The following is a 26294-nucleotide window of genomic DNA, read 5'->3' as shown; positions in this document are numbered from 1 at the left end:
ACACAACCCCCCTGGTGGTGCGATCCGTCCTTGCGACGCGATCTACCAGCGCCGACGTAGGATGAAGCGTCGCAGGACACGCCGAACGGTTGACCAGTCAGCCAGCGCACCTGGCTGTGAACGGGCGGGGCCGACGTCGGCCGCGCACCGAGAGAGCGAGGAATCCGATGCCGCGTTCCACTCCCGCCGGGGCCGTCTGGCCGACCCTGCGCGTCGACACCTGGTCCGATACCCGCGACACCCTGCACATGTGGTCGCAGATCATCGGCAAGCTGACAATGGCAGGCACGCCGCTGGTCAACCACTGGTGGAATGTCACGTTCGCGGTCGGCGCGCGCGGGTTGTCGACCGGTGCGATTCCCGTCGACGGCCGCCTGCTCGACATCGAATTCGACTTCGCCGACCACGAACTCGTCTTACGCGTCAGTGACGGCCACCGCGCCACCGTCGCCCTGCGCCCGCGCACGGTCGCCGACTTCTACGCCGAACTCGGCCACGTGCTCGGCCGGCTCGACATCGTGGTCGACATCGAGGCCTCACCCAACGAGGTCGACCCGGCCATCCCCTTCGCCGAGGACACCACCCACCATTCCTACGACGCGGACGCTGTCCACCTGTTCTGGCAGCAGCTCGTCCAGATCGAACGAGTATTCCAGCGCTGGCGCGCCGGATTCGCCGGGAAATCCAGTCCGGTGCAATTCTTCTGGGGCTCCTTCGACCTGGCCTGCACCCGTTTCTCCGGTCGCCCCGCGCCGCTGCACCCCGGCGGCGCCCCCAACTGCGCCGACTGGGTGATGCAGGAGGCGTATTCGCGCGAATGCGCGAGCGCCGGCTTCTGGCCCGGTGGCGACGAAGGCACCTTCTACGCCTACTCCTACCCGGCTCCGCAGGGCTACTCGGCGCGTCCCGCGGGTCCCGACGGCGCCCAGTGGGACGCCGCCCTCGGCGAGTTCGTTCTCCCGTACGACGTGGTGCGAAATTCCGCCGATCCCGATGCCACGCTGCTGCACTTCCTCGATACCACCTACGCCTCGGCCGCCGACCTGGCCGACTGGGATCGTGCGCTCCTCGATGTGGATCCCCACCGCCTCGATCGTCGACTCCACCTCGACGAGACGACCGCACTCTGACCGCGCGTTCCTCGACGCGACATCAGCCCGTGTAGCCCGACGAGTCGTGCCATCGACGTATCGCCGCGCAGTGCCCTTTCGGGATGATGCGGCAAACGTCGATGGCACGACCCGTCGGGCTCGCGAATCAGACCGGGACGCCGCCGTAGGTCCGGCGGTGCTTGGCCTCGAGAAAGGACAGCACGCCGAAGGCGATGAGCCCGAGCGCGATCAGCATGAGCAGCCAAGGGCCGAAGGGGCTTCCGGCGAAATCGTGCAGGACCGCGTCGACGCCCTTGGCAGCCGTCGCGTCGTAGTTCACCGCTGCCACCATGGCGGCGAAACCGATGGCGATCACGATCACGCCCCGCGCGAGGTAACCGACACGGCCCAGCCAGATCGCGGCCTCGCGCATACCGTGCGTCATCCAGCCCATCCGAAGGCCCGCGGCGAAGTCGAGGCGCAAACCACGCGCCGCCTGCCAGAAGCCGAAGACGAGAATGGCGGCGCCGATCGCCAGCACGACCACCTGCCCGCCCTCCCAGCTCAGGATGCGACCGGTCAGATCGCGGGCCACCGCATCGCTCGGGGTCGGCGTGCGGCCGTGCATCACGAACCGCAGGGTGGCCCAGAAAGCCAGGGCGTACACGATTCCGGAGATCACGGCGTAGGTGCGGTGTCCGCCCGAATAGGTCCGTCGCGCACCGGCCACCTGCACCGCGCGCCACACGGCCAGCGCGGCGAAGCCGAGCACGAGGATCCACAGCAGCAGATAGCCCAGCGGCTTCGCGGCGATCGCGGCGAGTGCCCCGCCGGCGTCCGGCTCGTGCTCGGCCGTACCGATCGCCAGCAGGAAAGCCAGAATGCCGATCACGATGTAGGCGATGCCACGCGCCACGAACCCGAAACGGGCGACCGACTCCAGCGCGCCGGAACCGGCGGACCTGCGCGGCGCCCGTTCATAGGTCCGACGGCCCCAGCCCCGGGTCCGGGTGGACTGGCGGCCCCGGTTTCGGGTGGACCGCCACCGGCTACGCCAATCGGTCCGGACCGGTTCGCGTCGCCGAAACGCGCTCGCACTGCGAAATATGCTCATGATGTTCCCCATCTCTCGTGTGCGGGAATGCCCGCGCTGTGGGGTTGAAACACCATGAACCGATTTCGATGAGGCCAGACCTGCTGCCGGACAAGCGAATGCGTCGAAAAACAAGAAATCCGGTGCGAGTCGACTCGCACCGGATTTCCTTGCCTACCAGGTTACTTCAGCTCGGAGCTGGTCTTTCCGAGCACGCGGCGAGCCACGATCAGCTGCTGGATCTGCTGGGTGCCTTCGAAGATGTCGAGGATCTTCGAGTCGCGGGCCCACTTCTCGAGCAGGGTGCGCTGGGAGTAGCCGATGCTGCCTGCCAGCTCCACCGCCTTGAGGGTCACGTCGGTGCCGGTGCGGCCCGCCTTGGCCTTGGACATCGAGGCCTCGAGGGAGTTCGGCTTCTTGTTGTCGGCCATCCAGGCGGCGCGCAACGAGAGCAGATAGGCCGATTCGTAATCGGCTTCCATGCGCAGGAATTCGGCGGCCGCCGCGGACTGGTTCATCGCGGGGGTGTCGTAGGAGATCTCGACACCCGCCTCGGTGAGGACGGTGCGCAGTTCCTCCAGCGCGGCGCGGGTGACGCCGACCGCCATCGCCGCCACGAGGGGGCGGGTGTTGTCGAAGGTCTGCATGACCCCCGCGAAACCCTTCTCCACGTTGACTTCCGGCGAGCCGAGGATGTTGTCGGCGGGGATGCGGCAGTCCTGCAACAGCAGCACCGCGGTGTCGGAGGCCTTGATGCCGAGCTTGTGCTCGAGCCGCGCCACCGACAGGCCAGGAGCGTCACGCGGGACGACGAAGGACTTGATCGCGGCGCGACCGAGGCTCTTGTCGACCGAGGCCCACACCACGATGTGGGTGGCGCGCTCACCGCAGGTGACGAAGATCTTCTCGCCGTTGAGGACCCACTCGTCACCGTCGAGGGTGGCGGTGGTGGTGACGGCGGCGGAGTCCGAACCGAAGGACGGCTCGGTGATCGCCATCGCGGCCCACACCTTGCCGAAACGCGACAGCTGCTCGTCGGTCGCCACCGCGGCGATCGCGGCGTTGCCCAGTCCCTGGTAGGGGATGGTGAGCATCAGGCCGACATCGCCCCACGAGGTCTCGAGGGCATTGAGCAGCGCGGACATGTTGCCGCCGTTGGCATTCGCGGTGAGGTCAGTGGCGGCCTCGTCGTTGCGGCCGCCCGCGGCGCCGCCGATCTTCTGGGTGCCGGAATCGGCGAGCCCTTCGATCATGGCGGCCATCGTGTCGAGCTCGACCGGGTACTCGTGCTCGGCGAGGTCGTACTTGCGGGAGATGGGACGGAAGATCTGCGAGGCGACCTGATGGGCCTGGTTGGCGCTCGCCTTCAGCTTCCTGGGGAGTTCGAGATTGATCATGGGGGGCTCCTACGGAGGTGAGAAACGGGCCTAGACCAGCACGATGCCTTCGGCGACACCGACGGAACGAAGGTCGCGGTACCACCGCTCGACCGGGTGTTCCTTGGTGAAGCCGTGACCGCCGAGCAGCTGCACGCCGTCCAGACCGATCTGCATGCCCTTGTCGGTGGCGAGCTTGCGCGCCAGCGCCGCCTCACGGGCGAACGACAGACCCTGCTCCGCGCGCGACGCGCCACGCAGGGTGACCAGGCGCAGGCCGTCGAGCTCGATCGCCATGTTGGCGACCATGAAGGCCACCGCCTGGCGATGCGAGATCGGCTCGCCGAACGCCTCACGCTCGTTCACATACGGGATCACGTAGTCGAGCACGGCCTGGCCGGTACCGATGGCCAGCGAGGCCCAACCGAGCCGGGCGAGCTGCACCGCGTCGCCGTATTCGGCGGCACGGGTCTTGGCGTCGCTGTCGCCCAGCACCGCATCGGCGCCGACGGCCACGTTGTCCAGGATCAGCCGGCCCAGACCCGCGGCGCGCAGACCCATGCTCGGGTCGGCCTCCACGGACAGCCCGGCGGAGTCGGACTCGACGATGAACAGCGCGGGACGCCCGTCGAGCTCGGCGGCCACGATGAACAGCTCCGCGTCGGCCGCGGCCGGAACCAGGCTCTTCACGCCGTTGAGCTGGTAGCCGCTGGGGGAGCGAACGGCCTTGGTCTGCAGCGCGAACGGGTCGAACAGGGCGCGCGGCTCGTTGATCACCACGGAGGCCTGCGGCACGCTCTCGCCGGTGAAGGCGGGCAGGTAGGTCTGCTGCTGGGCGTCGGTGCCCCACTGCGACAGCGCGACGGTGACGCCGCTCGGCGCCAGGATCGGCAGGGCCAGGCCCATGTCGCCGTGCGCCAGCGCCTCGGCCACCAGGGAGTTGGTGACGGCGCCGCGCTCGGAGGCCGCGCCTTCCAGCTCCTCGGGCACGTTGATGAGGGTGATGCCGAGTTCGGCGGCACGCTCGAGCAGGTCACGCGGGGCCTTGGCGGCGTTGTCGGCCTCGTAGGCCGCGGGGCGCAGGATCTCGCCCGCGAAATCGCGCACCGTCTCGACGATCATCTGCTGTTCGTCGGACGGGGTGAGATCGAAGTAGTCCTTGGTCTTGGCCTCGTTGTCGACCAGACGCTTGGGTTCGCCGCCGCCCGCGACCTTGGCGAACGTACGAGTGGCCGCGCCCAGGGTGCGGAACCCGGTCTTGGTGCCCTCGTAGGTGACTCGCTCGATCGGCTTGCGCAGGTTGTACTTGCCCGCGAGCTCCGACCCGGTAATGGTCGTCAAAGCGCGCATCGCGGCGCCCATCCAGTCCCGCTTGGGCTGGCTGAGACCGACCGCGGACGTGTCGTTCGGACGTCGCTTCGTCGCGCTGTCTCGAGTGCTCATCATCACCTGATTTCCTCGGCTGTCGGGGTACCTTCGACCCCACTATCTTACTCTTCGGTAAGACTATCTTACTCCGGAGTAAGAAGTGTGCCGACCCGTTGCCGAATCATCGGTCCGCTCGCCGGCCACTGGTCGGCGGCTGGACTGGTCTTACCCTGATCGGCCGCCGTTGTCGCCGTTTCTGGCCGAACTCATGGTCGCGGCCGATTCCGATTCGTTACGTGTCATGAGGATTGTGCCGCCGTCGACGTGACCGCGCGGGGTTGATGGTGAGAGTCGTTCCAGCTATTCGCGGACGTAATAGCGCAGGGTGAGATACGCCGTGACGGCGGCGAAGATGATGCCGACCGGCGCGATCGTCAGGGCCACCACCGCGATGTCGTCGCCGGTGATGCGCGGGAAGACATTGCTGTCGAACAGCGGGCCCAGCGCCCGGTCGATCACCAGCGGCCGGGCGATGACCAGGCCGAGGACCGCGAGCACCGAACCGACGAAGGCCGCCGCGACCGCTTCGAGCAGGAACGGCAGCTGCGTATACCAGCGGGTCGCGCCCACCAGGCGCATGATGCCGACTTCCGTGCGCCGCGTGAACGCGGCGATCTGCACCATGTTCAACACCAGCAGCATCGCGGCCAGCGCCATCACCAGGGCCAAACCGAACGCGGCGTTGCGTAGTCCATCGAACAGACTGGTCAGCCGGTCGACGAACTCCTTGTCATTGGCCACGATCCGTACGCCCGGACGCGTGGCGAAGCTGTCGTAGATGTGCTGATACTGGTCGGCGTCGGTCATCTTCACCCGCAACGAGGCGGGCAGCGGCGAGTCTGAGATGTACTGCACCATCTCCGGCTGATCCGCGAACAGCTTCTTCGCCTCTTCCAGCGCGTCGGCGCGGTTGAGGAACTGCACGCTCTCCACGCCGGAAGTCTGCTTGAGATCGGCCAGCAGCGACTTGCACGGGTCGGCGGCGCAGTCGGGATCGGTGTCGGAAACCGCGTCGTCGAGGTAGAAACGCACCTCGAGGCGGCCGATGAAGAAATTCTCGGTCTTGTCGGCCATCCGCACCGACAGCATGCCGCCGCCGAGCATCATCAACGACACCGCCGTGGTCAGGATCATCGCGATGGTCATCGTCAGATTGCGGCGCAGGCCGTCGACGACCTCGGTGAACAGGAAACTCAGTCGCATTATCGACCCACCCCGTAGACGCCGGTCGCCTCGTCGCGCACGAGTCTGCCGCGGTCGAGTTCCACCACCCGCCTTCGCATGGCGTCGACGATGTGATTGTCGTGGGTGGCCATCAGCACCGTGGTGCCGACGCGGTTGATCCGTTCCAGCAGGGCCATGATGTCGGCACTGGTGTCGGGATCGAGGTTGCCGGTCGGTTCGTCGGCCAGCAGCACGAGCGGCCGGTTGACGAACGCGCGCGCGATCGCGACCCGCTGCTGCTCACCACCGGACAGTTCCGACGGCAACCGCTGCCCCTTACCGCCGAGCCCCACCATGTCGAGCACCTCCGGCACCGTCCGCTCGATGAACTGACGCCGCTTGCCGATCACCTCCAGCGCGAACGCGACGTTCTGTTCCACGGTCTTCTGCTGTAAAAGCCGGAAGTCCTGGAACACGCAGCCGATCCGCTGCCGCAACTTGGGCACCTTCCGGCCGGGCAACCGGTCGACGCGGAAATCCGCGACCCGGATCTCGCCCGAGGTCGGCGCCTCTTCCTTGAGCAGCAGTCGCATGAACGTCGACTTGCCCGAACCGGACGGGCCGATGATGAAGACGAACTCGCCTTTTTCCACATCGACGGAAACATTGTCCAGCGCCGGTCGCGTCGAGGTCTCGTACGACTTGGTCACGTTGCGCATGGTGATCACGGGGAGCCAGTGTAGCCAGCGAACACCCCGTCTCAGCGGGACGCGGCGCGTCGATCAGGGTTGGGGGTCGACATTCACCCAGGTCGGTACAGCATTGAGGAACGTGGTCGGACCTTCGGCCGTGGTATCGGTGGGTCTGACGAACACGTACACGACGAAGGTCGCCAGCCACGCCGCCATCAGGATCGCTGTGGACTTACGTGGTCTCACTGATTCCCTCTCTACGCAGGGCCGCGGCGACGCGCACGCGCAGTTCACGACCCACTTCGAATTGTTTGCCTGGCAATGTGCGGGCAACCATCCGGATGTTCATCACCTCGAGCGAGAGATCCTCGACGCCCATCACCGACGGCTCGTCGAGCAGCAGCGGTGTGAGGCGGGGATCCTCGTAGGCTTTGGTGCACACCTTGTGCAGGATCTCGTTGATCTTGGTGATGTCGGCCTGCGCGGAGACCGGGACGTCGATCGCGGCGCGCGCCCAATCCTTGGACAGATTGGTGACTTTCACGATCTGCCCGTTGGGGACGATGATCACCTCGCCGTCGGAGTTGCGCAGCGTGGTGATGCGCAGGGTGACGTCCTCGACGGTGCCCTCGGCCACCTCGGCGGAGCCGGTGACCGAGATCTGCACCACGTCACCGAAGCCGTACTGGCGCTCGGTGATCAGGAAGAACCCGGCCAGGATGTCCTGGACGATGCGCTGCGCGCCGAAACCGAGCGCGGCGCCGAGCACCGCCGCAGGCGCGACCAGACCCGTCACCGCGAAGCCGAGTCTGCGCAGCACCTCCATGCCGACCAGCACGTACACGATGGTCAGCACCACCCATGTGACCACCTGGGCCAGCGCGTGCCGGTGCTTGGCCGCCTCGGTGCGGACCAGGGCGTCGCTGGTCTGGAATCCCGAGTCGATCTTGGTGGTCACCCGGTCGCGCAGGAACGCGGCGAACCGGCCGAACAGCATCGCGCCGACGATCAGCAAGACGATCTCCAGCCCACTGGAACGCATCCAGTCGGTGATCTCGGGTCCGCTGTTGGCCGCGAGGACGTCGGTCATCGCGTCTCCTTCATGGACCTGCGCAGGCACAGTTTCGGTTCGGTCGAACACACACCAGAAAGGTTACAGGTGGGTCACGGCGTGCGGTCAAACGTGGCGAAAGGCACGGTTTGCGAGCGAACAGTTGGCTACGCGTCGTCCTGATCGCGCATGCGCCAACGGATTCCGGATTCGATGAAGCCGTCGATATCGCCGTCGAGCACCGCGGTCGGATTGTTGACTTCGTGGTTGGTCCGCAGGTCCTTGACCATCTGGTACGGATGCAGCACGTAGGAACGCATCTGGTTGCCCCACGAAGCGCCCTCGTTGGTCTTGAGCGCGTCCATCTGCGCCCGCTCCTCCTGGCGCTTGCGCTCGAGCAGCTTGGCCTGCAGCACGCGCATGGCCGAGATCTTGTTCTGCAGCTGCGACTTCTCGTTCTGGCAGGTCACGACGATGCCGGTGGGAATGTGGGTCAGGCGCACCGCGGAGTCGGTGGTGTTGACCGACTGACCGCCGGGGCCCGACGAGCGGTACACGTCGACCCGGATCTCACCCTCGGGGATCTCGATGTGGTCGGTCGTCTCCACCACGGGCAGGACCTCGACCTCGGCGAAGGAGGTCTGACGTCGGCCCTGGTTGTCGAACGGGCTGATCCGGACCAGGCGGTGCGTGCCCATCTCCACCGACAGCGTGCCGTAGGCGTAGGGCGCCTTCACCGCGAAGGTGGCGCTCTTGAGGCCCGCCTCTTCGGCGTAGGAGGTGTCGTAGACCTCGACGGGGAACTTGTGCCGCTCGGCCCAGCGGATGTACATGCGCATCAGCATCATCGCCCAGTCGGCGGCATCGACGCCGCCGGCCCCGGAACGGATGTTGACCAGCGCGTCACGCTTGTCGTACTCGCCCGAGAGTAGGGTGCGCACTTCCATCGCCTCGACATCGACGCGCAGTGCGGCGCGCTCGGCATCGGCGTCGGCGGTGGCTTCCGCGGCCGCCGCGTCCTCCTCGGCCTCGGCCAGCTCGTAGAGCACCGGTAGGTCCTCGAGCCGCTGGCGCAGGTCCTCGACCCGGCGCAATTCGCTCTGCGCGTGCGACAGCTCACTGGTGACCTGCTGGGCGTGCTCCTGGTTGTTCCACAGCTCGGGATCGGCGGCCTGGTGCTCGAGTTCGTCGATGCGGCGGCGCAGCTCCTCGACATCGAGAACCGACTCGACCGTCTTGAGCGTGGTGTCGAGTTCTGCGAGGTCGGCGATAACGTCAGGATGCACGATGACCTAGGCTACCGGTCCCCTCCGACACCGCACGTATTCGCCTCAGCTTGCGATGGACCGCAGCCCACCCGGGCGGCGTCCGACCAGCTGGTCCAGCGCGCCGGCGCTGGCCTCGTCCGCGGGGAGCAGGACGTAGAGCGACTGGTCGTCGTCGATGGACAGATCCAGTGATTCGTAGGCCAGCCGCAGGGTGCCCGCCTCGGGATGGCCGATCCGGTCGATACCGCCCGACGGCGGTAGCCCTGGCAGGCTCGTGAGGCGATCGGTGAAGGCGCTGCCCGCGGTGACGGTGAGCTCGTCGACCAGGGCGGCCACCATCGGATCGGCGCGAAACGGACCCTGCTTCAACGAAGCGACCAACTTGTCCGCCGCCACGTCCCACTCCGGGTACAGCTCGCGCGCGCCGGGATGGGTGAACACGAATCGGGCCACATTGGCCGGCTCACCCTGCTCGAACAGCCCCGCGGACGCCATCAGTTTCCGGTAGCCCTCGGTGCAGGCCAGGATCTCGGTGCAGCGGTTGGTGATCGCGGCGGGCGCGGGTTCGAGCTGGGCGAGGATCGCCAGGATCGTCGGACGCACCGTGCGATTGGGCCCGTTCTCCGCGGCGCCACAACTGAACCCGGACACCCCTTTACTGAGTTGGTGCAGGTGAACCCGCTCGCGGGGAGTCAGTCGCAACGTCTCGGCCAGCGCGGACAACACCTGAGCGGAGGGGTGGCTGTCACGACCTTGCTCGAGCCGGATCAGGTATTCGACGCTGACCCCGGCCAGCATCGCGACCTCCGCGCGGCGCAGACCCGGCGTGCGCCTGCGTGGTCCGGCGGGCAGACCGACCTCGGCGGGGGAGACCGCTTCGCGGCGGGTCCGCAGGAACAGCCCGAGTTCGTTGTCGCTCACCTCTTCCACGGTACCCAGCGCGGCGCCGCGCAGAGTGGCCGTGCCACTACCACTCTCAGCGTGGTCTCCCTGCGATGTTCGCGGTCCGCGAGATTGGGTCGTACCGGCCGATCGGGCCGGATCGACGAAGAGGAGGACATCGTGTCCACACTGAAGCTCGCGATCATCATCGGCAGCGTCCGCGAAGGCCGATTCGGTCCCGTGGTCGCGAATTGGTTCGCCCAGCAGGTCGACGACCGTTTCGACGTCGACATCATCGACCTCGCCGACACCGCCCTGCCCGCCCTGCCCGCCGTGCCGCCCGCGCTCGACCCCGACCCCGTTCGTCCCGCCGACATGCGCGATCTCACCGATCGTCTGGCCGCCGCCGACGCCTATGTCATCGTCACTCCCGACTACAACCGCAGCTACCCCGCCGCCCTCAAGGCCGCCATCGACTGGCACTTCACCCAGTGGGATGCCAAGGCGATCGGTTTCGTCGGCTACAGCGGCGGCTCCGGCGGCCTCCTGGCCATCGAGCACCTGCGCCAGGTCTTCAACGAACTCAACGCGCACACCGTCCGCAACTACGTCTCGTTCCCGCGCTACTACCTTCTCTTCGACGAGGCAGGCCGGCTTCGCGACCCGCAGGAACCAGGAGCTGCCGCCGCGGCCCTCCTCGATCAGTTGCACTGGTGGACAAAGGCACTGGTCGCAGCCCGGTCGGCCCCGATCGCGTCCTGACCGACCACACGACTGCGGCCACCCGGGGGTCATCTCGACAGGCTCGGAACCGTCCGGATGACTCGCCGCACTTCTCGGCCAAAGAAATTGCCGCACAGATAGATTCGCGAAAGTTTGCGACGAAGGAGCATGCAACACATCGGAACTGGCCGCAACTGAAACGAATCACACAGGCCCCCGAACCGGACCTAGAGTCACACCGCAATCACTCTTGTCGCGGGCATAACTGACTAGTCAGTAGCGTGAACACCCGTTGCGTAACTCGATTACCCGTGATTACAGTGACGCTGAACACAGTCGGGACGGCTCGCGTTGCGCGAGCTGATCCCATAGGGGCGATAGCGTCCAGAAGTAGGCTCGATCATCGGTGTTTGGCAGCAGGTTTTCCCGGAGTTCCTCGGTCGCGGTGGGCAAACCCGGGTGGTGGCGCAAACCGTTAGGTGTGCGTGCGAGGTTGCTGATCATCGTCCTCATCCCCAGCGTCGCCCTGTTGGGGATGGGCCTCGGGGCCGCGGGCTACCTGATCAAAGATGGACGCAAGTCCAAGGATTGGGCAGAGTTCGCGAGGCAGACGACAGCGCCCGCGATCGCGATGATCGAAGCGTTCCAGACCGAGCGCACCGCGTCGATACTCGTCCTGGCCGGCGATGAATCGGCGTCGGGCGCGCTGACCGCGGCGAGAAAGAATTCCGACAGCGCGCTGGCGTTCCTGCTCACGTTCGGTCAGGGCTCACGTGACACACGGCCCGAACTCATCGACGACATGGCCGGTTTCGACCAGCTCTACGCCTCGATGCCGATGCTGCGCGGCGGGATCGACGCGCGTGCGATGCCGCCCGAACAGGTCTTCGACGCGTTCAGCATGATCATCGACACGATCGTCTCGGGCAGTCTGATCTCCGCGACAGTCGCGCCCGATGCCGCCATCGCGGTCGACATGGTGCGCGCGATCCCCATGCTCCGTGCCGGCGAGGCGATGTCGAAGGCACACAGCATCAGCACGACGGCGATGCTCACCAACCGGGTCACGAGCACCCAGCTCGCGGATTTCGCCCGCAATACCGGCGATGCGCGCGCCGAACTGGCCTACGCGAATACCGTTCTGTCGGGGCAACGACAGGAACAGCTCCGCACGATCGTCACCGGCCCAGCCTGGCAACAGTTCACCGCCATGGCCGATGCCTTCATCCGCCGTGGGGTGACAGCCACGGACGAGACAACGGGTTCGACGTCGGAGGAGACCGCGAGCGGCACGGCGTCGAGCACGAGCGCTCGGCGAAACCCTCAGCCGAGTACCGCCGTACTTCCGCTGAGCATCGCGGATTGGACCTCGGCCACCACGGAGATCCGGTCGGAGTTGTTCGAATTGTGGCGAGGTCAAAGTGCTGACTCGCACCGCAACGCCATCGCCGCGGGAACGGCGCGCGAGCGGGATTCGCTCTACGGCGCGATCGCGATCACCCTGCTCACGTTGCTGGCGTTCTCGGCGGCGCTCTGGATGAGCAACCGGCTCATCCGGCGGATGCGCCGATTGCGCGAGCAGACGCTGGTACTCGCCGACGTGCAACTGCCCGGGACCATCCGCGCCCTCGCCGAGGGGAAGCCGACCGACAGCGATATCGAGATCACGGCGCTGGACTTCGGGACCGACGAGCTCGGCCAGATCGCCGACGCCGTCAACCGGGCCAACTCCTCCGCGGTCACCGCCGCGGTCGCCGAATCCAAGACCAGGTCCGGGGTCAACGCGGTGTTCCTCAATATCGCCCACCGCAGCCAGGTCATCGTGCACCGCCAGCTCGCCCTCCTCGATGTCGCCGAACGCAAGGAAGACGACCCGGACAAGCTCGATGTCCTTTTCAAGCTCGACCACCTGGCCACGCGTACCCGCCGCAACGCCGAGAATCTGCTCATTCTGGGCGATGAGCAGCCGGGCAGGCGCTGGCGCAATCCGGTGCCGTTGATCGACGTGGTGCGCGGCGCCGTGGCGGAGAGTCTGGACTACACCAGGATCCAAACCGGGAAACTGCCCGAGCTGAGCATCATCGGTGGTGCGGTGACCGACGTGATCCACCTGATCGCGGAGCTCACCGACAACGCCACCGCCTTCTCACCACCGCAGTCGCGGGTGAATATCTCGGCGGGCCATGTCGGCAAAGGCGTGGCCATCGAGATCATCGACCAGGGACTCGGGATGTCGAGCGAGGTCTTCGCCGAACGCAACGCGCTGCTGGCGGAGCCGCCCGACTTCAGCGTCGCCGCGCTGTCGGGCGACGCGCGCCTGGGGCTGTTCGTGGTCGCGAAGCTGTCACAGCGACAGGGCATCTCGGTTCGGCTGACCGAATCCGACTACGGCGGCGTCAAGGCGATCGTGCTGATCCCGACCTCGCTGATCGCGACCGATGCCGAGCTCCCGGCCGAGGAGGTCCCCGCAGCGGTCCCGCGAGAATTGCCGCGACCCGCTGTCACGCCCCAGCCGGTCGCCGCGGTCGCGCCGGAGGTGGCCGACCGGGCGCCGATAACTGCCCACAAGCCCGTTCTACCTCGACGTCGGAGCACCGCCACCGAATCCGCCGCCGCACCGGTGCCGGACCCGCCCCGGACTCGGGCACCGCGCCAGCGGTCCGCGGAGGAAGCCCGCACGCTGATGTCGGCGATCGAGAACGGCACCAAACAGGGCCGCGCCAATCGCGTGGATACAGACCACTCCACCCAGGAGTCCGATCGACAAGAAGGCACCGGTGACCACCTCTCCAGCCCGTAGTCTCGACTGGTTGCTCGATGATCTCGTCGAACGACTCCCCGGTGTTCGATTCGCGGTCGTGCTGTCCACCGACGGACTGCTCCTCGGTCGCTGTGCGGCGATGGACCAGCCCGACGCGGAACGCTTCGCCGCGATGGCCTCGACCCTGCACGGCATCGCACGCAGCGCGGGAGCGCACTTCGATGTCGGCGGCGTCTGCCAGACCGTGGTGGAACTGGACGAGGCGATCCTGTGCATCACAGCCGCCGGTGAGAACGCCTGCCTGGCCCTGCTGACTCTGGAGACCGCCGACATGGGAATGGTCGCCTACGAGATGAACCAGACCGTCCAGCGCGTCGGGGCTCACCTCGGCGTCGGTTCACGTCCCGGGGCGGATCAGGTCGATTCGCGACAGCCATGACCGATGACGAGCGTGAGTCCTGGTACGACGCGGAGGCGGGACCCGTCGTCCGCCTCTACGCGCTCACGCAGGGGCGGTCGAGGAACGCGCGGCCGGAACTGGACATCATCACCCTCGTCGTGAACGTGAGTGGGGGCGTACGACCACGTCGTCCCGAACCGGAGTACGCGCGGATCCTCCAACTCAGCCGCACGCCGTTGTCGATCGCTGAGGTCGCCGCACAGCTCGGGCTGCCGTTGAATTCGACGAAGATCCTGGTCAGCGATCTCATCGACGACCGGATGCTCGAACACCGCTCGCCCGATCAGTCCGCGGAGCCCGCGCGTGACCAGGATCTGCTGCGCAGGCTGCACAGGGCGATCCGGGCGCTCTGATCCCCGGTGGAGTCGGTCGACGCACTACCGCAGGTCGGAGGGTCCGATATCAGTGCCCGCGCCCCGAAACGCCCACCGGTCTCTGCCGTCGGCCTTCGCCCGATACAGCGCACTGTCGGCGTGATCGAGCAGCGTGGTCGCGGGTCGGCTCGAGGCATCGGCGATCACCACCCCGATGCTGAGGGACACAGGCAGAGTGTGCGGTCCGACGACGATCGGCGTCGTCAGCGAGGACAGCAGGGCATCGGCTACCTCCGCGACCCGCGCGTCGTCGGCCGGCGGGGTGACCAGGACGACGAACTCGTCGCCGCCGATCCGCGCGATGGTGTGCTCATCGTCGACCACGCTGGTCTGTAGCCGGTGAGCCACCGCTGTCAGAACCTCGTCGCCGACGGCGTGCCCGTACCGGTCGTTGATGTGCTTGAAGTGGTCGATGTCGGCGAAACACAGCCCTATCCGGGCGTCAGGGCCGGCGGACGTGCCGATGTTCGCTATCCGCTCCATGAGCAATCGGCGATTCGCCAATCCGGTGAGGACGTCGTGGCGGGACTGCCAGTGCAGTTCGTCCTGGAGGCGACGTCGTTCCGTGACGTCCTCGGCGACCGCGACGAACGTGTCGGGGTGACCGTCGGAACCCGGCACATAGGTCACGGCTACCGATGCCCACCGGATCCTACCGTCGGTGCGGACCATCCGGCATTCCACTCGCGCGGTGCCCGACCGGTCTCCGATCCCGTCCAGAAACGCCGCGTTGGCGTCGTCCACATCGTCGGGATGGGTGAAATCGAAAACGGACACGGTATGAAGCGCGTCCGGCGGCACACCCAACAATTCGCCCAGGGCCGGATTCGCGTAACGCACGGTTCCGTCGAGATCCCCGATGGCGACAGCGACCGCCGCATTGTCCAACGCCACCCGCAACAATCGCTCGGTCACCGCGTGGGACGGGTGGTCACCGCGCACAATCGTCGACGGCACAGTGATCGCTTTGTCCCGATGGCCGCGAACCACCGCCGACAGCATGGTCGAGACGCGGTGCTGGGCCTGCGGGTCGTGCCGAGCCTCGGCCAGGCGTCGCAGCGGATGCACCGCGGCGGTGGGCGCGGCGGCCATCACCAGGCCCGCCGCGACCAGAGCGGCCCCGACCCGCTCCCCGACCGCGGCATCGAAAGGCTCGGCATCGAATCCGGTCGACAATTCTTCCACCGAATCGGCGAGTACCTGCGGCACTACTTCCCCTGCTGAGAGTGGCGCATCGCCATCGGAGACGATGTGCTGCCACCACAGCGCGGCAAGTGATGCACGCTCGAGGTCTTCCATTTCGTTACCCTCGCAAATCATCGCTGTCGCGCTAAGCGCTCGACCCGATTCGCGCTCCGGAGCGACAAACCAACGGCACACGTGATTCGAGTGGCCAACTGGTATTGCCAGGATATGCGCACTGCGGTGCCGTCCGCGCCGAGTTCGACCCAGCGGATCCGCGAAAGCGATGAACCCGCCATCGACGGCGAATTCGAGTCCCCTATCTCGCACTCACCACACGGACGGCGCCTGAACACCGAAGCCGGTCCCGAACTCGTGACGGATCACCGCCCAAATACACTTTCCCCGTGGCTGCCTACTCCGCTGACCTGGACCTCGCCCTGCGATTGGCCGACCAGGCCGACGCCATCTCACACGACCGCTTCGGCGCCGTCGACCTCCAGGTCGACGCCAAGCCCGACCTCACCCCCGTCTCGGACGCCGATCTGGCGGTCGAGCAGATGATCCGCCGCGTCCTCGCCGAGGAGCGCCCCACCGACGCCGTCCTGGGCGAGGAGTTCGGCGGTGACGTCGAGTTCAGCGGCAGGCAGTGGGTGGTCGACCCGATCGACGGCACCAAGAACTTCGTCCGCCGCGTTCCGGTCTGGGCCAGCCTGATCTCGCTGCTGGAAGACGGTGTCCCTGTGGTCGGCGTCGTGAGCGCGCCGGCACTGGGCAGGCGCTGGTGGGCCGCCGCCGGTTCGGGTGCCTGGGCGCAGGTCCACCCCGGCGCCCCCAAGCCGATCTCGGTGTCGGCGGTCGCCGATGTCGATGCGGCGAGCCTGGCCTTCTCCAGTCTGTCCGGCTGGCACGAGCGTGGCCTGCGCGAGAAGTTCATCGACCTCACCGATGCGGTGTGGCGGGTCCGCGGCTACGGCGACTTCTTCAACTACTGCCTGGTCGCGGAGGGTGCGGTCGATATCGCCGCCGAGCCGGAGGTCTCACTGTGGGACCTGGCCGCCCTCGACATCCTGGTTCGTGAGGCGGGTGGCGTGTTCACCTCCCTGGACGGGCGATCCGGCCCGCACGGCGGTGACGCCGTGGCGTCGAACGGTCTGCTCCACGACGAGGTCCTCGGCCGTTTGCGCGGGTGAATCGAGTTATCCACAGGTGCGCAACTTCGGCATCGGCCGCCGTCGGCTCCGGTCGACGGACTGCGCGCCCGGCGCGCGCTCGTAGGATGGCCCGGTGAGCAATTCCGGCGCCACAGCCCCCGATGTCGACGACTTCCCGCCCGAGGACTTCCCACCCGACGACGCGTACCCGTCCGACGGCGAATACTTCTCCGAGCACGATTTCGCCGACACCGGCGACTTCCACTTCGACGACCTCGCCCCCGCCACCTCGGGTCGGGTCGCGGCTCCCGACCGTGCCGAGACCGCCGACGAGGTGTTACGCCGCGTTTTCGGCTACGACAGTTTCCGCGGCGACCAGGCGGCCATCGTCGAGCAGGTCGTCGGCGGTGGCGACGCGCTGGTACTGATGCCGACCGGTGGCGGTAAATCCCTGTGCTACCAGGTGCCCGCGCTGGTTCGGGCCGGTGTTGGCGTCGTCGTCTCGCCGCTGATCGCCCTGATGCAGGACCAGGTCGACGCGTTGAGTGCCCTCGGTGTGCGGGCGGGGTTCCTCAACTCCACCCAGTCGCCGGATCAGCGGCGGATGGTGGAGGCGCAGTTCGTCTCCGGCGATCTGGACCTGCTCTACCTGGCGCCGGAACGCCTACGGCTGGAAGCCACGCTGCGCTTGCTCGACCGCGGCAAGATCGCCCTGTTCGCGATCGACGAGGCGCACTGCGTGTCGCAGTGGGGCCACGACTTCCGGCCCGACTACCTCGCGCTGTCGCTGGTGCACGAACGCTGGCCGCACGTCCCGCGCATCGCGCTCACCGCGACCGCCACCGAGAAGACCGCCGCCGAGATCGTCGAGCGGCTCGATCTCGGTGCCGCGAAACAGTTCATCTCCAGTTTCGACCGGCCCAATATCCAGTACCGGATCGAATCGAAGAACCGCGCCGATCGGCAACTGCTCGATTTCATCCGGGCCGAGCACCCCGGCGACGCGGGCATCGTCTACTGCCTCTCGCGCAATTCGGTGGAGAAGACCGCGGCCATGCTCAACGAGAACGGCATTCGCGCGGTGGCCTATCACGCGGGCCTGGATTTCCGGACCCGTGCCGAGAACCAGTCCAGATTCCTGCGCGAGGACGGGCTGATCGTGGTCGCCACCATCGCCTTCGGTATGGGCATCGACAAACCCGACGTGCGTTTCGTGGCGCACCTGGACCTGCCGAAATCGGTCGAAGGCTACTACCAGGAGACCGGCCGCGCGGGCCGCGACGGTCTGCCCTCGACCGCCTGGATGGTCTACGGCCTCAATGATGTTGTTCAGCAACGCAAGATGATCGATTCCAGCGAGGGCGACGCGGCCCATCGCCGACAGCTGCAACTGCATCTGGACGCCATGCTCGCCCTGTGCGAGACGGTCGGTTGCCGCCGCGCGCGGCTGCTCAACTACTTCGGCCAGACCGGTGGCGCCTGCGGCAACTGCGATGTGTGCCTGAATCCGCCCGAGACCTGGGACGGCACGGTGCCCGCACAGAAGCTGCTGTCCACGGTGCTGCGGCTCAAACGCGAACGCGGACAATCATTCGGCGCGGGCCATCTCGTCGACATCCTGCTCGGCAAAACCAACCAGAAGATCACCCAGCATCGGCACAACGAGCTCTCGGTGTTCGGCATCGGCACCGATCTGCGCGATACCGAATGGCGCGGCGTGGTGCGGCAGTTGCTCGCGGGCGGCCTGCTCGCGGTGCAGGGCGAATACGGTGTCCTCGCACTCACCGACGAGAGCAACGAGGTGCTGTTCGAGGGCAGGAAGGTGCCGATGCGGCGCGAGCCCGAACGCGCCGCCCGCCCCGCGCGCAGCGCGAAATCGGCCAAGGCGACCGTCGAGCTGCCCGCCGCCGACGTCGGCGTATTCGAGCGCCTGCGGGCCTGGCGTGCCGCGACGGCGAAGGAACAGGGCGTGCCGGCCTATGTGGTGTTCCACGACGCCACCCTGCGCGAGATCGCCGCGCGCAAACCCGCCGACCTCGCGGCGCTGGGCACAGTGGCCGGTGTCGGCGAGAACAAATTGGCCCGCTACGGCGAGGGGGTGCTGACCACCCTCGGCGAGCAATAGCGGTCGGCATCCGCCGCGCGCCCACGCCCATCAGGGTGTACACGCGCGGCGGAGAGGAACCCGCTCCGAATCCGACGACTCCGGGTTACTGTCGAATCATGGCGGACGGTGAAGGCTCGGAAGTCGATTCGTCGGGTAGCGGCCCGAGTGCGGGAGCCGATGCCCCGACACCCCCGATGCCGCACCGCCATATCGACCCGGTCGTCGCGCCCGGCCTTCTCGGCGTCCACCACGGTGTGATCCACCTCGGCAGGCCACGATGGTCGACCCTCGCGCTGATCGCCATCTTCACCGCCGCCCTGGTTCTCTACCTCGTCCTGAGCCCGGGCTGACGGCAGTTCTGTCCACGCCGCCCGATCGGTGCTGAGCGTCGCGCAGCGGTCAGCACTTCGTCCTGACAAAGGGGCAGGTGATGATGTCCAGCAACGCGGTCGCGCTACCGGTCGCCGAGCCGGTGTCGGGGGTGGAGGACTCTGCCTGGACAGGTGCGACGTCAGCGGTGGCAGGTGCGGCCGCGCCCACGATCACTGCGGACATGAGGACGGCACTGGTCATCGCGGTACGGATGGTGCTGCGGAAGGACACTGAATAACTCCAGATCGAATCGGGTCTGCTACAGAGTCGGCGACGCCACGCACCGGCTGGTGCGATGACGAGAGCCTGGCGAGCGAGAACCGGCTGGATCGCGAAATCCATTCCAGCACTGAGTATCTGGGTTGTTCACGACACCCTCCCGCCTGGGCGAAACCATACGGTCGCCTATGTCACCGCGCAAACCAGCTCCACCCGAACCACTGTCGGCTTGCTCCCACGCAACGACCGCTCGACCGATGTGGCGATGACCGCCCACTCCGGAAATTTTGCGATGGCCCGCACCAGCATTCGCCGACATACGCATGTGAGTTGTCGTAACCGCAGGTCGAAGCGATACCGGCGGCCCTCGACCCGGCGCACCGTTACCGAGCGGGATCGATCACGGAGATCGGCCCGAGTTCGAGGAGGCGACGGCGATGATGCGGTGGACTTGGGGTAAGCGCGTGGTGTGCGCGGCGATCGCTGTCACGGGATTGGCCTGCGTGCCGGCGCCCGCCGGTGCCGACCTCACGGCCCCACCCGGTCTCGACCTCGCGTCGATACTCGGCACGCCGAGCTTGCCCGGCATCTACGGCCCGGACACCGCGGTGGTGGTGCTCGGCTACGGCCTGACACCGGAGGGCACGATGCGCGACGAACTGGTCCGACGACTGCGCGCGGGCCTGGCCCAGGCCGTCTTCGCGCCGTGGTCGCCGATCATCGTCACCGGCGGCAACCCGCGAGCCGGCCGGTCCGAAGCCGACGCCATGGCGGGCTGGCTGGTCGACGCGGGCGTCGACGAGCGCCGGATCCTGCGCGAATCCGAGGCCGACTCGACGGTGGCCAACGCCCGCAACACCGCGGCGATGCTCGTCGAAAAGGGTTTGCGCTCGGTCGTTCTCGTCACCTCGGAGGACCACATCGCCCGAGCCAGAGGAGCCTTCGCCGATGCGGGTGTATCGGTCGTGGGCGACCTCACTCCCGACCGCACCCAGTGGGATTCGGTGCCGCTGTACCTCGGCCGTTTCGGCCCCGTGCCCTCGGTCCGATGATGGGTGCGCCGCACCCGTCCGGTGACGCTGTGACCGATCATCGTCGCAGGTCGATAGTCGTGATGAGTACTCGCGGAATTCTCGGGAATAACCCCGAAAACCCACCCTCGGCCTCGTAACGTCGACTCATGACGCTCCACCTGTCCGACAGCGACATCCTCGCCGAGCTCGAGCCGACGGCCGAAGCCAACCTCAACGACCACCTGTCCAAGGCCAAGATGTGGCACCCCCACGACTACGTGCCGTGGGACGAGGGCCGCAATTTCGCGGCCATGGGCGGCGACGACTGGGATCCCGAACAGTCGCGGTTGAGCGAGGTCGCCAAGGCGGCGATGATCACCAATCTGCTCACCGAAGACAACCTGCCCTCCTACCATCGCGAACTCGCCGACACCTTCGGCTTCGACAACGCGTGGGGCACCTGGGTGGGCCGGTGGACCGCCGAGGAGAACCGCCACGGCATCGTCTTGCGCGACTACCTCGTGGTGACCCGCGCCGTCGACCCGGTCGCGCTCGAAGAGGCCAGGATGTCGCACATGACCGCGGGCATCGCCAAGCCGGAGAAGGGTTCGCAGTTCCTCAAGGGCGTCGCCTACGTCACGTTGCAGGAGCTGGCGACCCGCATCAGCCACCGCAACACCGGCGCCCTGTGTAACGACTCGGTCGCCGATCGCATGCTGGCCCGGATCGCCGCCGACGAGAACCTGCACATGGTCTTCTACCGCAAGCTCTGCGCGGCCGCCCTCGATCTGACCCCCGACGAGGCCATGCGGGCCATCACCGACGTGATCCTGCGTTTCCAGATGCCCGGCCTCAACCAGCCCAACTTCCGTCGCAACGCGGTCCTGCTCGCCAAGCACGGCGTCTACGACCTACGCCAGCACCTCGATGTGGTCCTGCGCCCGACCCTGCGAATCTGGCGAGTCTTCGAGCGCACCGATTTCGGTCCCGAGGGCGAAATCGCCCGCGCCGAGCTGCACGCCTACCTGCTCGACCTCGAGGCCAAGGCGGCGCGTTTCGAGGAACAGCGCGACCGAGCGCTGGCCAGGGCGGCCGCCAGGGTCTGAGTCAGCCATGGAATAAAGCGCTGGCGCCGTCACTTACAGTTGACCGTTATGAAGGAGAAAGGCCGGAAGGTCATCGCGACCAACCGCAAGGCCCGGCACAACTACACGATCCTCGATACCTATGAGGCGGGGATCGCGTTGGTCGGCACCGAGGTGAAGAGCCTGCGTGAGGGCAAGGCCTCGCTGGTCGACGCTTTCGCGACGGTCGACCACGGCGAGGTCTGGCTGCGTGGGCTGCACATCCCGGAGTTCAGCCACGGCACCTGGACCAATCATTCGCCGCGCCGCACCCGCAAGCTGCTGCTGCACAAGCGCGAGATCGAGCACCTGGTCGGCAAGTCGCGCGAGGGCAACCAGACGCTGGTGCCGCTGTCGATGTACTTCTCCGACGGCAAGGTGAAGGTGGAACTCGCCCTCGCCAAGGGCAAGCAGGACTACGACAAGCGCCAGGATCTTGCCCGTCGGCAGGCCGAGCGTGAGGTCACTCGTGAGGTAGGTCGGCGGGTCAAAGGCATGCGTTGATCTCCGTAGTGCTCGCCCTCGTCGCGGCGGCGGGCTACGGAGTCAGCGACTTCTTCGGCGGGATCGCCGCGCGTCGGGTGACGGCGCTGCGTGTGGTGGTGGTGTCGTACCCGTTCTCGGTGCTGCTGGTGCTGTTGATCGCGCCGTTGGTGGGCGGGCATGCCGACACCGCGTCGGTGATGTGGGGCCTGGCCGCCGGTGTGGCCAGCGGCCTGGCGGTGTGGTGGTTCTACGCCGCGCTCGCCGATGGACCCATGTCGGTGGTGTCGCCGGTGACCGCGGTACTGGTCGCGGGCATCCCGGTGATCGCCGGTTTCTTGCTCGGTGAACGGCCTGGCCCGATCGCGGTCGCGGGCATCGCGGTGGCCTTGGCGGCGGTGGTGCTCGTGAGCCGGGAGGCGCCCGACGAGACCACCGAGGAGATCACCGGCGGCCGGAAACTGCGTTTCACCCGCCGGGTGGCGCTGCTCACGATCGGATCGGGCGCCGCCTTCGGTTTCGCGTTCTACTTCCTGCACGAGACCAGCGCGAGCGCCGGCCTGTGGCCGCTGCTCGCTCAACGTGTCGCGGCGACCGCGGTCGTGTGGACATCGGCGCTGGCCGCCGGTGAATTCCGAGGTCTGCACGGTGAACCGCTGCGCCTGGCGCTGGCGGTCGGGGTGCTCGATGTGATCGCCAATGCCGCGCTGCTCTACGCCTTCCACGGCGCGATGCTGTCGGTGGTGAGCGTGATCGGCTCGCTGTATCCGGCGGCGACCGTGCTGCTGGCGATGGTCCTGCTCGGCGAACGCGTCAGCGCCACCCAGAAGGTCGGCATGGGGCTCGCGCTCACGGCGGTCGCCATGATCGCGGCGAGCTGACCTCCGCTACAACCGGGTGCAGGGCTCGTGCAGGTTCAATCGACCCAACGTCGCGCCCTGGTAACCGACGCTCACCGGTCGTGCGCCCATCGGCGCTCCCGCATCCGGTTCGAACACCACCGACCACTCCGACTTCAGATCCGGCTCGGCCGCACCCGCCGGGTGGATCACGACCATGCCCTCACCGTCGGGTTTCATCGCGCCCACGCTGCGGCGCAGGCCGGCTCGGGTGAGTTCGCCGTTCGCCGCCGCCGTGGTGAGCAGGGCTTTGAGCGGATAGGTGATCGCCCAGCCCAGCGAATAGCCGAAGTTGGCCGGTTCGCCGCTGATCGCGTCGCGGGCGTGCTTGGCGCCCATGCTGTCGCCTCCCCAACTGTCGACCGGGGTCGTGTAGTTGTAGAGCGCGGTCAGCGCCGGCGCGGCAGCCGATTTCAGCAGGGCCGCGTTCCAGGTGGGTATCGAGCCGAGGAACCGGCCGGTGTAGCCCGATTTCACGAGCTTGCCCACGATCTCGGCGGTCTCGGCCGGCCCGGTGGCCAGCATCACCAGGTCCGGTGCGGCCGCCAGGATCTCCGCCACCGGGCCGTCCTGGTTGCCGACCTCGGCATTGGGTCCGGTGTCGATGCGGTCGGCGATGGTGGCGTCGTTGGCCAGCGCCCACTTCAGCGCGCCGCTGGCGTAGTCGCCGCCGTAGTTGCCGCGATAGGCCACCACGGCGATATTGCGTGGCGTGTAGTGGGTTTCGGCGAACCAGTCGAGCCCGGTCACCGCTTCGGTGCAGTAGGAGTAGCCGCCGCTGAGCACCAGATTGCGATCCGCACTGCGGTAATTCCAGCCCGACCACAGGGTGGCCGCCGTGCTCATCATGTCGTCGGCGTCCATCTGATTCAGCATCGCGACGGTCTGCGCGGTCCCGAAACTCATCGACAACGCCAGCACGTTCGGCGCGATCTCCTCATACGCGATGCGATGGGTGCGCGGGTCGTAGGAGGTGTTGCGGGTATAGGTGCTGATGTCGATGTCGTAGCCGCCGATGCCGCCCGCCGCGTTCACCTGCTTCCAGAACGCCACCTGACCGTCGTTCATCGAGGCACCGAGCGGGGTGAACGGCCCGTTCTCGAGATCGGAGAGCACCCCGAGGTAGATGCAGCCGCGATCGGTGTGCGCCGAACCGGGGCAGGGGGTGCTGGTGACGCCCTGCGCGGCGATGGAGTCGCCCGACGAGCAGGCCGCGGCCAGCACGAGGCTCGCGACAGCCGGAATAGCCGCGAATCGGCGCAGTCCACGCTGACCGGTGTATGCCATGAGATAACTCCTCGCTCCAGTCGCCCTGAACATTTCACGGTTCCGGGGCGGCCGAACGAGAACAGTACATGTCACTACCGGCGGTCCCACCCGGATTCGCCGAGGCCATCTGGCATGGTTCGCTGCAAGATCACTTCAGCGACACCGCGAGCTGGCAGAGATATTGGGATGATCCGGCTCCGCGCCGGTGTTAATATGACTAGCCCGCACGGTGCGGGCACGTACGGGGCTGAACGGTTTCGACTGCGTACGTTGATTCAGGGGAAGCGTGTCGGTGCAGGCAAGAGACCACCGTAAGCGTCGCTGCAACCAATTAAGCGCCGATTCCAATCAGCGCGAGTACGCCCTCGCTGCCTAAGTAGCCAGGTCGTCTCTGTCAGTCCGGGTTCGTCCCTCGACCCGGGTACTGGCATCAGCTAGAGGGAATTACCGTTCGGCTCGGTCGCGGAGTCGGATGGGACATCCAACAGCGACTGGGATCGTCATCCGAGCTTGTTCGCGAGACCTGGAGATCCGAGTAGAGACACAGCGAACTGCACACGGAGAAGCCCTGAAGACGCGGCGGAGGACCCGGGTTCGATTCCCGGCAGCTCCACTCGAGGCCCCTCACCTGACCCACAGGTGGGGGGCTTTTTCGTGGCTCGGTGGCCTGACTCGCCGTCGACGGCACGGTCCGCGCGTTGATCCGGTAGACCCTGGTGACGGGTGGTGCGGATGGGCCACGTAGAACTGAGCGAATGACGCGGTATGCATACGACTCGGGGGCGGGAACGCTGGTCGCCACCTGGGGGACCGGTCGCGGTGATGTCGCCGAGACCATCGCCGAGGTGCCGGGCGCCGAGCACGGGGTGGAGTTGGCGGCGGCGTTGGCGAGTCTGGCGCGGTTCCAGTGGCGGACCTACACCCATCCGGCGACCGCCGCGGGCGATCCCGACGTCGTGAACGGGGAGGCGTGGCGGCGGGCGGAGGAGCGTAATCGCTTCGCGAAGGTCGAAGCCGCGTTGCGCACGCCCAACCTGCCCGACGACGACGGGTGCATGCTGGTCTTCTACAGCCCCATCGAGGAATCCGCGCACTATGTGGGTCGCGTGCTCCACGCGATCGGTGACGCGGGCCTGGTGGATCGGGTGGTGAACGAGGTCCTCACCGAGCAGGCGGCGATCACGGCCGCGGAACTGGGTGATCTGGCGGGTCGAGCCAGACAGGCCGTCGAACTCACCCGCCCGGAGATCTCCCCGGTGCAGGTGCACGCGGCGGACAGCCTGCTCCGCGCCAATCCGTTGGGCACGATCGACCTGTTCACCGAGCTGGATCCCGCCGCCGCCTCGGTCGCCGCCGCGCACTGGCTGCGGGCCGCGGCGACGGTGGCGGGCGAGGTCGCCAACCTCGAGCCGGTGGACGTGGTAGCCGAGGCGGACGACATCGAAGCACTACAGGTCGAAACGCCGACTGTGGTCCTGGAACGGCTCGGCGCGGGTGAGACGCCCACCGAGGTGGTGGTCGACCTGATCGCCGATGCGATCGCCGTCTCCGAGGGCAAGGTTCGCGACCTGGACGGAATCATCGAAGCCGCACAGGAAATCGAGGAACGCGACACCGAGGACGACGACCTCGCAGCCTGGACCGACGGTTACCGCATCTGCCGCCTCGACCCCACGCGCCCCGCGATCGATCTGCTCGAGGATCTGCTCGGTGCCATCCGGGGATGCTGGCTGGTCTTCAGCGAAGCCGACAGCGGCGCAGGCTTCGAGGACTCCGTTCGCACCGAAGCGGACGCCGACACGTCCCGCTTGCAGTAGTTGCGGCCCGAAAAGCCCGGCGGCGCAGCATGATTGCCGAAGTGCCGCCGCGCAGTGACCGACCTCGGCGCGAGACTATCCGCCGGCGCGACGGCGGAAGGTGCGCTTCCCGCCCGCCTGCGCATGCGTCCCACGCACTTTGGCGGAATTCTGGGCGGCCCCACCCACGGCGGAGTGGCCGTTCTTGCGTTCCAGCGCCTCACGGAACTTCCGCTTCGTCGCTTCTTCCTGCGTTTCGATCGCGTCAGTGGACTGTTCGGCGCGGACTTCCTGGTCATCGGGCATGGGTACA

The 26294-nt window shown here is 67.2% G+C and carries 26 protein-coding genes and 1 other RNA gene; 14 read left to right on the top strand and 13 right to left on the bottom strand.

The annotated features are described in order from the left end of the window. Positions 1-167: 167 nt before the first annotated feature. Positions 168-1130: a DUF5996 family protein gene (locus tag NA12_RS12360; RefSeq protein WP_067449412.1), complete on the top strand. Its 963-nt coding sequence runs from the start codon at positions 168-170 to the stop codon at positions 1128-1130. A 127-nt stretch (positions 1131-1257) separates the two neighbouring features. On the opposite strand, the gene NA12_RS12355 is transcribed toward NA12_RS12360, so the two are convergent. The 9 genes from NA12_RS12355 to NA12_RS12320 form a co-directional block, all read right to left on the bottom strand. Continuing rightward, a complete protein-coding gene (locus NA12_RS12355) occupies positions 1258-2205 on the bottom strand; it encodes a DUF1206 domain-containing protein (RefSeq protein WP_243654705.1) in 948 nt (315 codons plus the stop codon). A gap of 161 nt (positions 2206-2366) precedes the next feature. Continuing rightward, entirely contained in the window at positions 2367-3581 is a 1215-nt protein-coding gene (locus NA12_RS12350; protein WP_067449411.1) for an acyl-CoA dehydrogenase family protein, read from the bottom strand. Positions 3582-3611: 30 nt separating this feature from the next. Further along, positions 3612-5009 carry an acyl-CoA dehydrogenase family protein gene (locus NA12_RS12345; RefSeq protein ID WP_371855987.1) on the bottom strand — a complete coding sequence of 466 codons (1398 nt, stop codon included), beginning with the start codon at positions 5007-5009 and terminating at the stop codon, positions 3612-3614. A gap of 279 nt (positions 5010-5288) precedes the next feature. Then, the gene (gene ftsX / locus NA12_RS12340) at positions 5289-6191 is read right to left on the bottom strand and encodes a permease-like cell division protein FtsX (RefSeq protein WP_067449409.1); all 903 of its coding nucleotides are present in this window, start codon (positions 6189-6191) and stop codon (positions 5289-5291) included. Continuing rightward, positions 6191-6880 (bottom strand): cell division ATP-binding protein FtsE, encoded by a 690-nt coding sequence (gene ftsE / locus NA12_RS12335; RefSeq protein ID WP_067449408.1) that lies wholly within the window; start codon positions 6878-6880, stop codon positions 6191-6193. The genes ftsX and ftsE overlap by 1 nt, the downstream gene beginning before the upstream one ends. Positions 6881-6934: 54 nt before the next feature. Beyond that, complete coding sequence (locus NA12_RS33630) at positions 6935-7090, bottom strand: Rv3103c transmembrane domain-containing protein (protein WP_157106389.1); 156 nt, start codon at positions 7088-7090, stop codon at positions 6935-6937. Continuing rightward, on the bottom strand, positions 7077-7934 hold the full coding sequence (locus NA12_RS12330) for a mechanosensitive ion channel family protein (protein WP_067449407.1): 858 nt from the start codon (positions 7932-7934) through the stop codon (positions 7077-7079). The genes NA12_RS33630 and NA12_RS12330 overlap by 14 nt, the downstream gene beginning before the upstream one ends. Before the next feature lie 128 nt (positions 7935-8062). Beyond that, a complete protein-coding gene (gene prfB / locus NA12_RS12325) occupies positions 8063-9181 on the bottom strand; it encodes a peptide chain release factor 2 (RefSeq protein WP_067449406.1) in 1119 nt (372 codons plus the stop codon). A 45-nt stretch (positions 9182-9226) separates the two neighbouring features. Continuing rightward, the gene (locus NA12_RS12320; RefSeq protein ID WP_067449536.1) at positions 9227-10084 is read right to left on the bottom strand and encodes a helix-turn-helix transcriptional regulator; all 858 of its coding nucleotides are present in this window, start codon (positions 10082-10084) and stop codon (positions 9227-9229) included. A gap of 141 nt (positions 10085-10225) precedes the next feature. On the opposite strand from NA12_RS12320, the gene NA12_RS12315 reads away from it, so the two are divergent. The 4 genes from NA12_RS12315 (at position 10226) to NA12_RS12300 (ending at position 14342) form a co-directional block, all read left to right on the top strand. Beyond that, positions 10226-10807: an NADPH-dependent FMN reductase gene (locus NA12_RS12315; protein ID WP_067449535.1), complete on the top strand. Its 582-nt coding sequence runs from the start codon at positions 10226-10228 to the stop codon at positions 10805-10807. A 442-nt stretch (positions 10808-11249) separates the two neighbouring features. After that, positions 11250-13568, top strand: a complete 2319-nt coding sequence (locus tag NA12_RS12310; RefSeq protein ID WP_243654704.1) for a sensor histidine kinase — start codon at positions 11250-11252, stop codon at positions 13566-13568. Continuing rightward, positions 13546-13968, top strand: a complete 423-nt coding sequence (locus tag NA12_RS12305) for a roadblock/LC7 domain-containing protein (protein ID WP_067449404.1) — start codon at positions 13546-13548, stop codon at positions 13966-13968. Before NA12_RS12310 ends, NA12_RS12305 begins: the two co-directional genes overlap by 23 nt. Further along, positions 13965-14342, top strand: a complete 378-nt coding sequence (locus NA12_RS12300) for a DUF742 domain-containing protein (RefSeq protein WP_067449403.1) — start codon at positions 13965-13967, stop codon at positions 14340-14342. Before NA12_RS12305 ends, NA12_RS12300 begins: the two co-directional genes overlap by 4 nt. Before the next feature lie 24 nt (positions 14343-14366). Here the strand turns inward: NA12_RS12300 and NA12_RS12295 are convergent, their stop codons facing one another. After that, on the bottom strand, positions 14367-15662 hold the full coding sequence (locus NA12_RS12295; protein ID WP_067449402.1) for a sensor domain-containing diguanylate cyclase: 1296 nt from the start codon (positions 15660-15662) through the stop codon (positions 14367-14369). 290 nt (positions 15663-15952) lie between these two features. On the opposite strand from NA12_RS12295, the gene hisN reads away from it, so the two are divergent. From hisN to NA12_RS12280, 3 genes are all read left to right on the top strand, one after another. Beyond that, on the top strand, positions 15953-16738 hold the full coding sequence (gene hisN / locus NA12_RS12290; protein ID WP_067449401.1) for a histidinol-phosphatase: 786 nt from the start codon (positions 15953-15955) through the stop codon (positions 16736-16738). A gap of 94 nt (positions 16739-16832) precedes the next feature. Further along, positions 16833-18824 carry a DNA helicase RecQ gene (gene recQ, locus NA12_RS12285; RefSeq protein WP_084472708.1) on the top strand — a complete coding sequence of 664 codons (1992 nt, stop codon included), beginning with the start codon at positions 16833-16835 and terminating at the stop codon, positions 18822-18824. Between the two features lie 98 nt (positions 18825-18922). After that, positions 18923-19156, top strand: a complete 234-nt coding sequence (locus NA12_RS12280; protein WP_067449400.1) for a WLR motif membrane protein — start codon at positions 18923-18925, stop codon at positions 19154-19156. A gap of 49 nt (positions 19157-19205) precedes the next feature. Here NA12_RS12280 and NA12_RS12275 read toward each other — a convergent pair whose 3' ends face one another. Then, entirely contained in the window at positions 19206-19409 is a 204-nt protein-coding gene (locus NA12_RS12275) for a hypothetical protein (RefSeq protein ID WP_067449399.1), read from the bottom strand. Positions 19410-19834: 425 nt separating this feature from the next. On the opposite strand from NA12_RS12275, the gene NA12_RS12270 reads away from it, so the two are divergent. The 4 genes from NA12_RS12270 to NA12_RS12255 all read left to right on the top strand — a co-directional run bounded on the left by NA12_RS12270 (position 19835) and on the right by NA12_RS12255 (position 22898). Beyond that, positions 19835-20449 carry a YdcF family protein gene (locus NA12_RS12270; protein ID WP_067449398.1) on the top strand — a complete coding sequence of 205 codons (615 nt, stop codon included), beginning with the start codon at positions 19835-19837 and terminating at the stop codon, positions 20447-20449. A gap of 128 nt (positions 20450-20577) precedes the next feature. Further along, positions 20578-21516, top strand: a complete 939-nt coding sequence (locus NA12_RS12265) for an acyl-ACP desaturase (protein WP_067449397.1) — start codon at positions 20578-20580, stop codon at positions 21514-21516. Between the two features lie 48 nt (positions 21517-21564). Continuing rightward, positions 21565-22038: an SsrA-binding protein SmpB gene (gene smpB, locus NA12_RS12260; protein ID WP_067449396.1), complete on the top strand. Its 474-nt coding sequence runs from the start codon at positions 21565-21567 to the stop codon at positions 22036-22038. Further along, positions 22035-22898: an EamA family transporter gene (locus NA12_RS12255; RefSeq protein WP_174551075.1), complete on the top strand. Its 864-nt coding sequence runs from the start codon at positions 22035-22037 to the stop codon at positions 22896-22898. Before smpB ends, NA12_RS12255 begins: the two co-directional genes overlap by 4 nt. Positions 22899-22904: 6 nt before the next feature. On the opposite strand, the gene NA12_RS12250 is transcribed toward NA12_RS12255, so the two are convergent. Continuing rightward, positions 22905-24203: an ABC transporter substrate-binding protein gene (locus NA12_RS12250; RefSeq protein ID WP_067449394.1), complete on the bottom strand. Its 1299-nt coding sequence runs from the start codon at positions 24201-24203 to the stop codon at positions 22905-22907. Positions 24204-24428: 225 nt separating this feature from the next. Between NA12_RS12250 and ssrA the strand changes: the two genes are divergently transcribed. Both ssrA and NA12_RS12240 read left to right on the top strand, forming a co-directional pair. Continuing rightward, positions 24429-24801, top strand: a transfer-messenger RNA (tmRNA) gene (gene ssrA, locus NA12_RS12245). Positions 24802-24940: 139 nt separating this feature from the next. Beyond that, positions 24941-26002, top strand: a complete 1062-nt coding sequence (locus tag NA12_RS12240; protein WP_067449393.1) for a hypothetical protein — start codon at positions 24941-24943, stop codon at positions 26000-26002. Positions 26003-26077: 75 nt separating this feature from the next. Here NA12_RS12240 and NA12_RS12235 read toward each other — a convergent pair whose 3' ends face one another. Then, positions 26078-26287, bottom strand: a complete 210-nt coding sequence (locus NA12_RS12235) for a DUF5302 domain-containing protein (protein ID WP_067449533.1) — start codon at positions 26285-26287, stop codon at positions 26078-26080. Positions 26288-26294 lie beyond the last annotated feature (7 nt).

This window comes from Nocardia alba NBRC 108234 (assembly GCF_001612665.1).
In the GTDB taxonomy this organism is placed as follows: Bacteria; Actinomycetota; Actinomycetes; order Mycobacteriales; family Mycobacteriaceae; genus Nocardia; species Nocardia alba.
Note: the sequence above shows the minus strand (reverse complement) of the source record. Positions and strands in the feature narration are given on the sequence as shown.

What these genes read in the sequence shown, in the direction of transcription:
- NA12_RS12360 (WP_067449412.1), top strand. Translation starts at nt 168, where the DNA reads ATGCCGCGTTCCACTCCCGCCGGGGCCGTCTGGCCGACCCTGCGCGTC.
- NA12_RS12355 (WP_243654705.1), bottom strand. Translation starts at nt 2,205, where the DNA reads ATGAGCATATTTCGCAGTGCGAGCGCGTTTCGGCGACGCGAACCGGTC.
- NA12_RS12350 (WP_067449411.1), bottom strand. Translation starts at nt 3,581, where the DNA reads ATGATCAATCTCGAACTCCCCAGGAAGCTGAAGGCGAGCGCCAACCAG.
- ftsX (WP_067449409.1), bottom strand. Translation starts at nt 6,191, where the DNA reads ATGCGACTGAGTTTCCTGTTCACCGAGGTCGTCGACGGCCTGCGCCGC.
- NA12_RS12330 (WP_067449407.1), bottom strand. Translation starts at nt 7,934, where the DNA reads ATGACCGACGTCCTCGCGGCCAACAGCGGACCCGAGATCACCGACTGG.
- NA12_RS12300 (WP_067449403.1), top strand. Translation starts at nt 13,965, where the DNA reads ATGACCGATGACGAGCGTGAGTCCTGGTACGACGCGGAGGCGGGACCC.
- NA12_RS12295 (WP_067449402.1), bottom strand. Translation starts at nt 15,662, where the DNA reads ATGGAAGACCTCGAGCGTGCATCACTTGCCGCGCTGTGGTGGCAGCAC.
- NA12_RS12280 (WP_067449400.1), top strand. Translation starts at nt 18,923, where the DNA reads ATGGCGGACGGTGAAGGCTCGGAAGTCGATTCGTCGGGTAGCGGCCCG.
- NA12_RS12270 (WP_067449398.1), top strand. Translation starts at nt 19,835, where the DNA reads ATGATGCGGTGGACTTGGGGTAAGCGCGTGGTGTGCGCGGCGATCGCT.
- NA12_RS12265 (WP_067449397.1), top strand. Translation starts at nt 20,578, where the DNA reads ATGACGCTCCACCTGTCCGACAGCGACATCCTCGCCGAGCTCGAGCCG.
- smpB (WP_067449396.1), top strand. Translation starts at nt 21,565, where the DNA reads ATGAAGGAGAAAGGCCGGAAGGTCATCGCGACCAACCGCAAGGCCCGG.
- NA12_RS12250 (WP_067449394.1), bottom strand. Translation starts at nt 24,203, where the DNA reads ATGGCATACACCGGTCAGCGTGGACTGCGCCGATTCGCGGCTATTCCG.
- NA12_RS12240 (WP_067449393.1), top strand. Translation starts at nt 24,941, where the DNA reads ATGACGCGGTATGCATACGACTCGGGGGCGGGAACGCTGGTCGCCACC.
- NA12_RS12235 (WP_067449533.1), bottom strand. Translation starts at nt 26,287, where the DNA reads ATGCCCGATGACCAGGAAGTCCGCGCCGAACAGTCCACTGACGCGATC.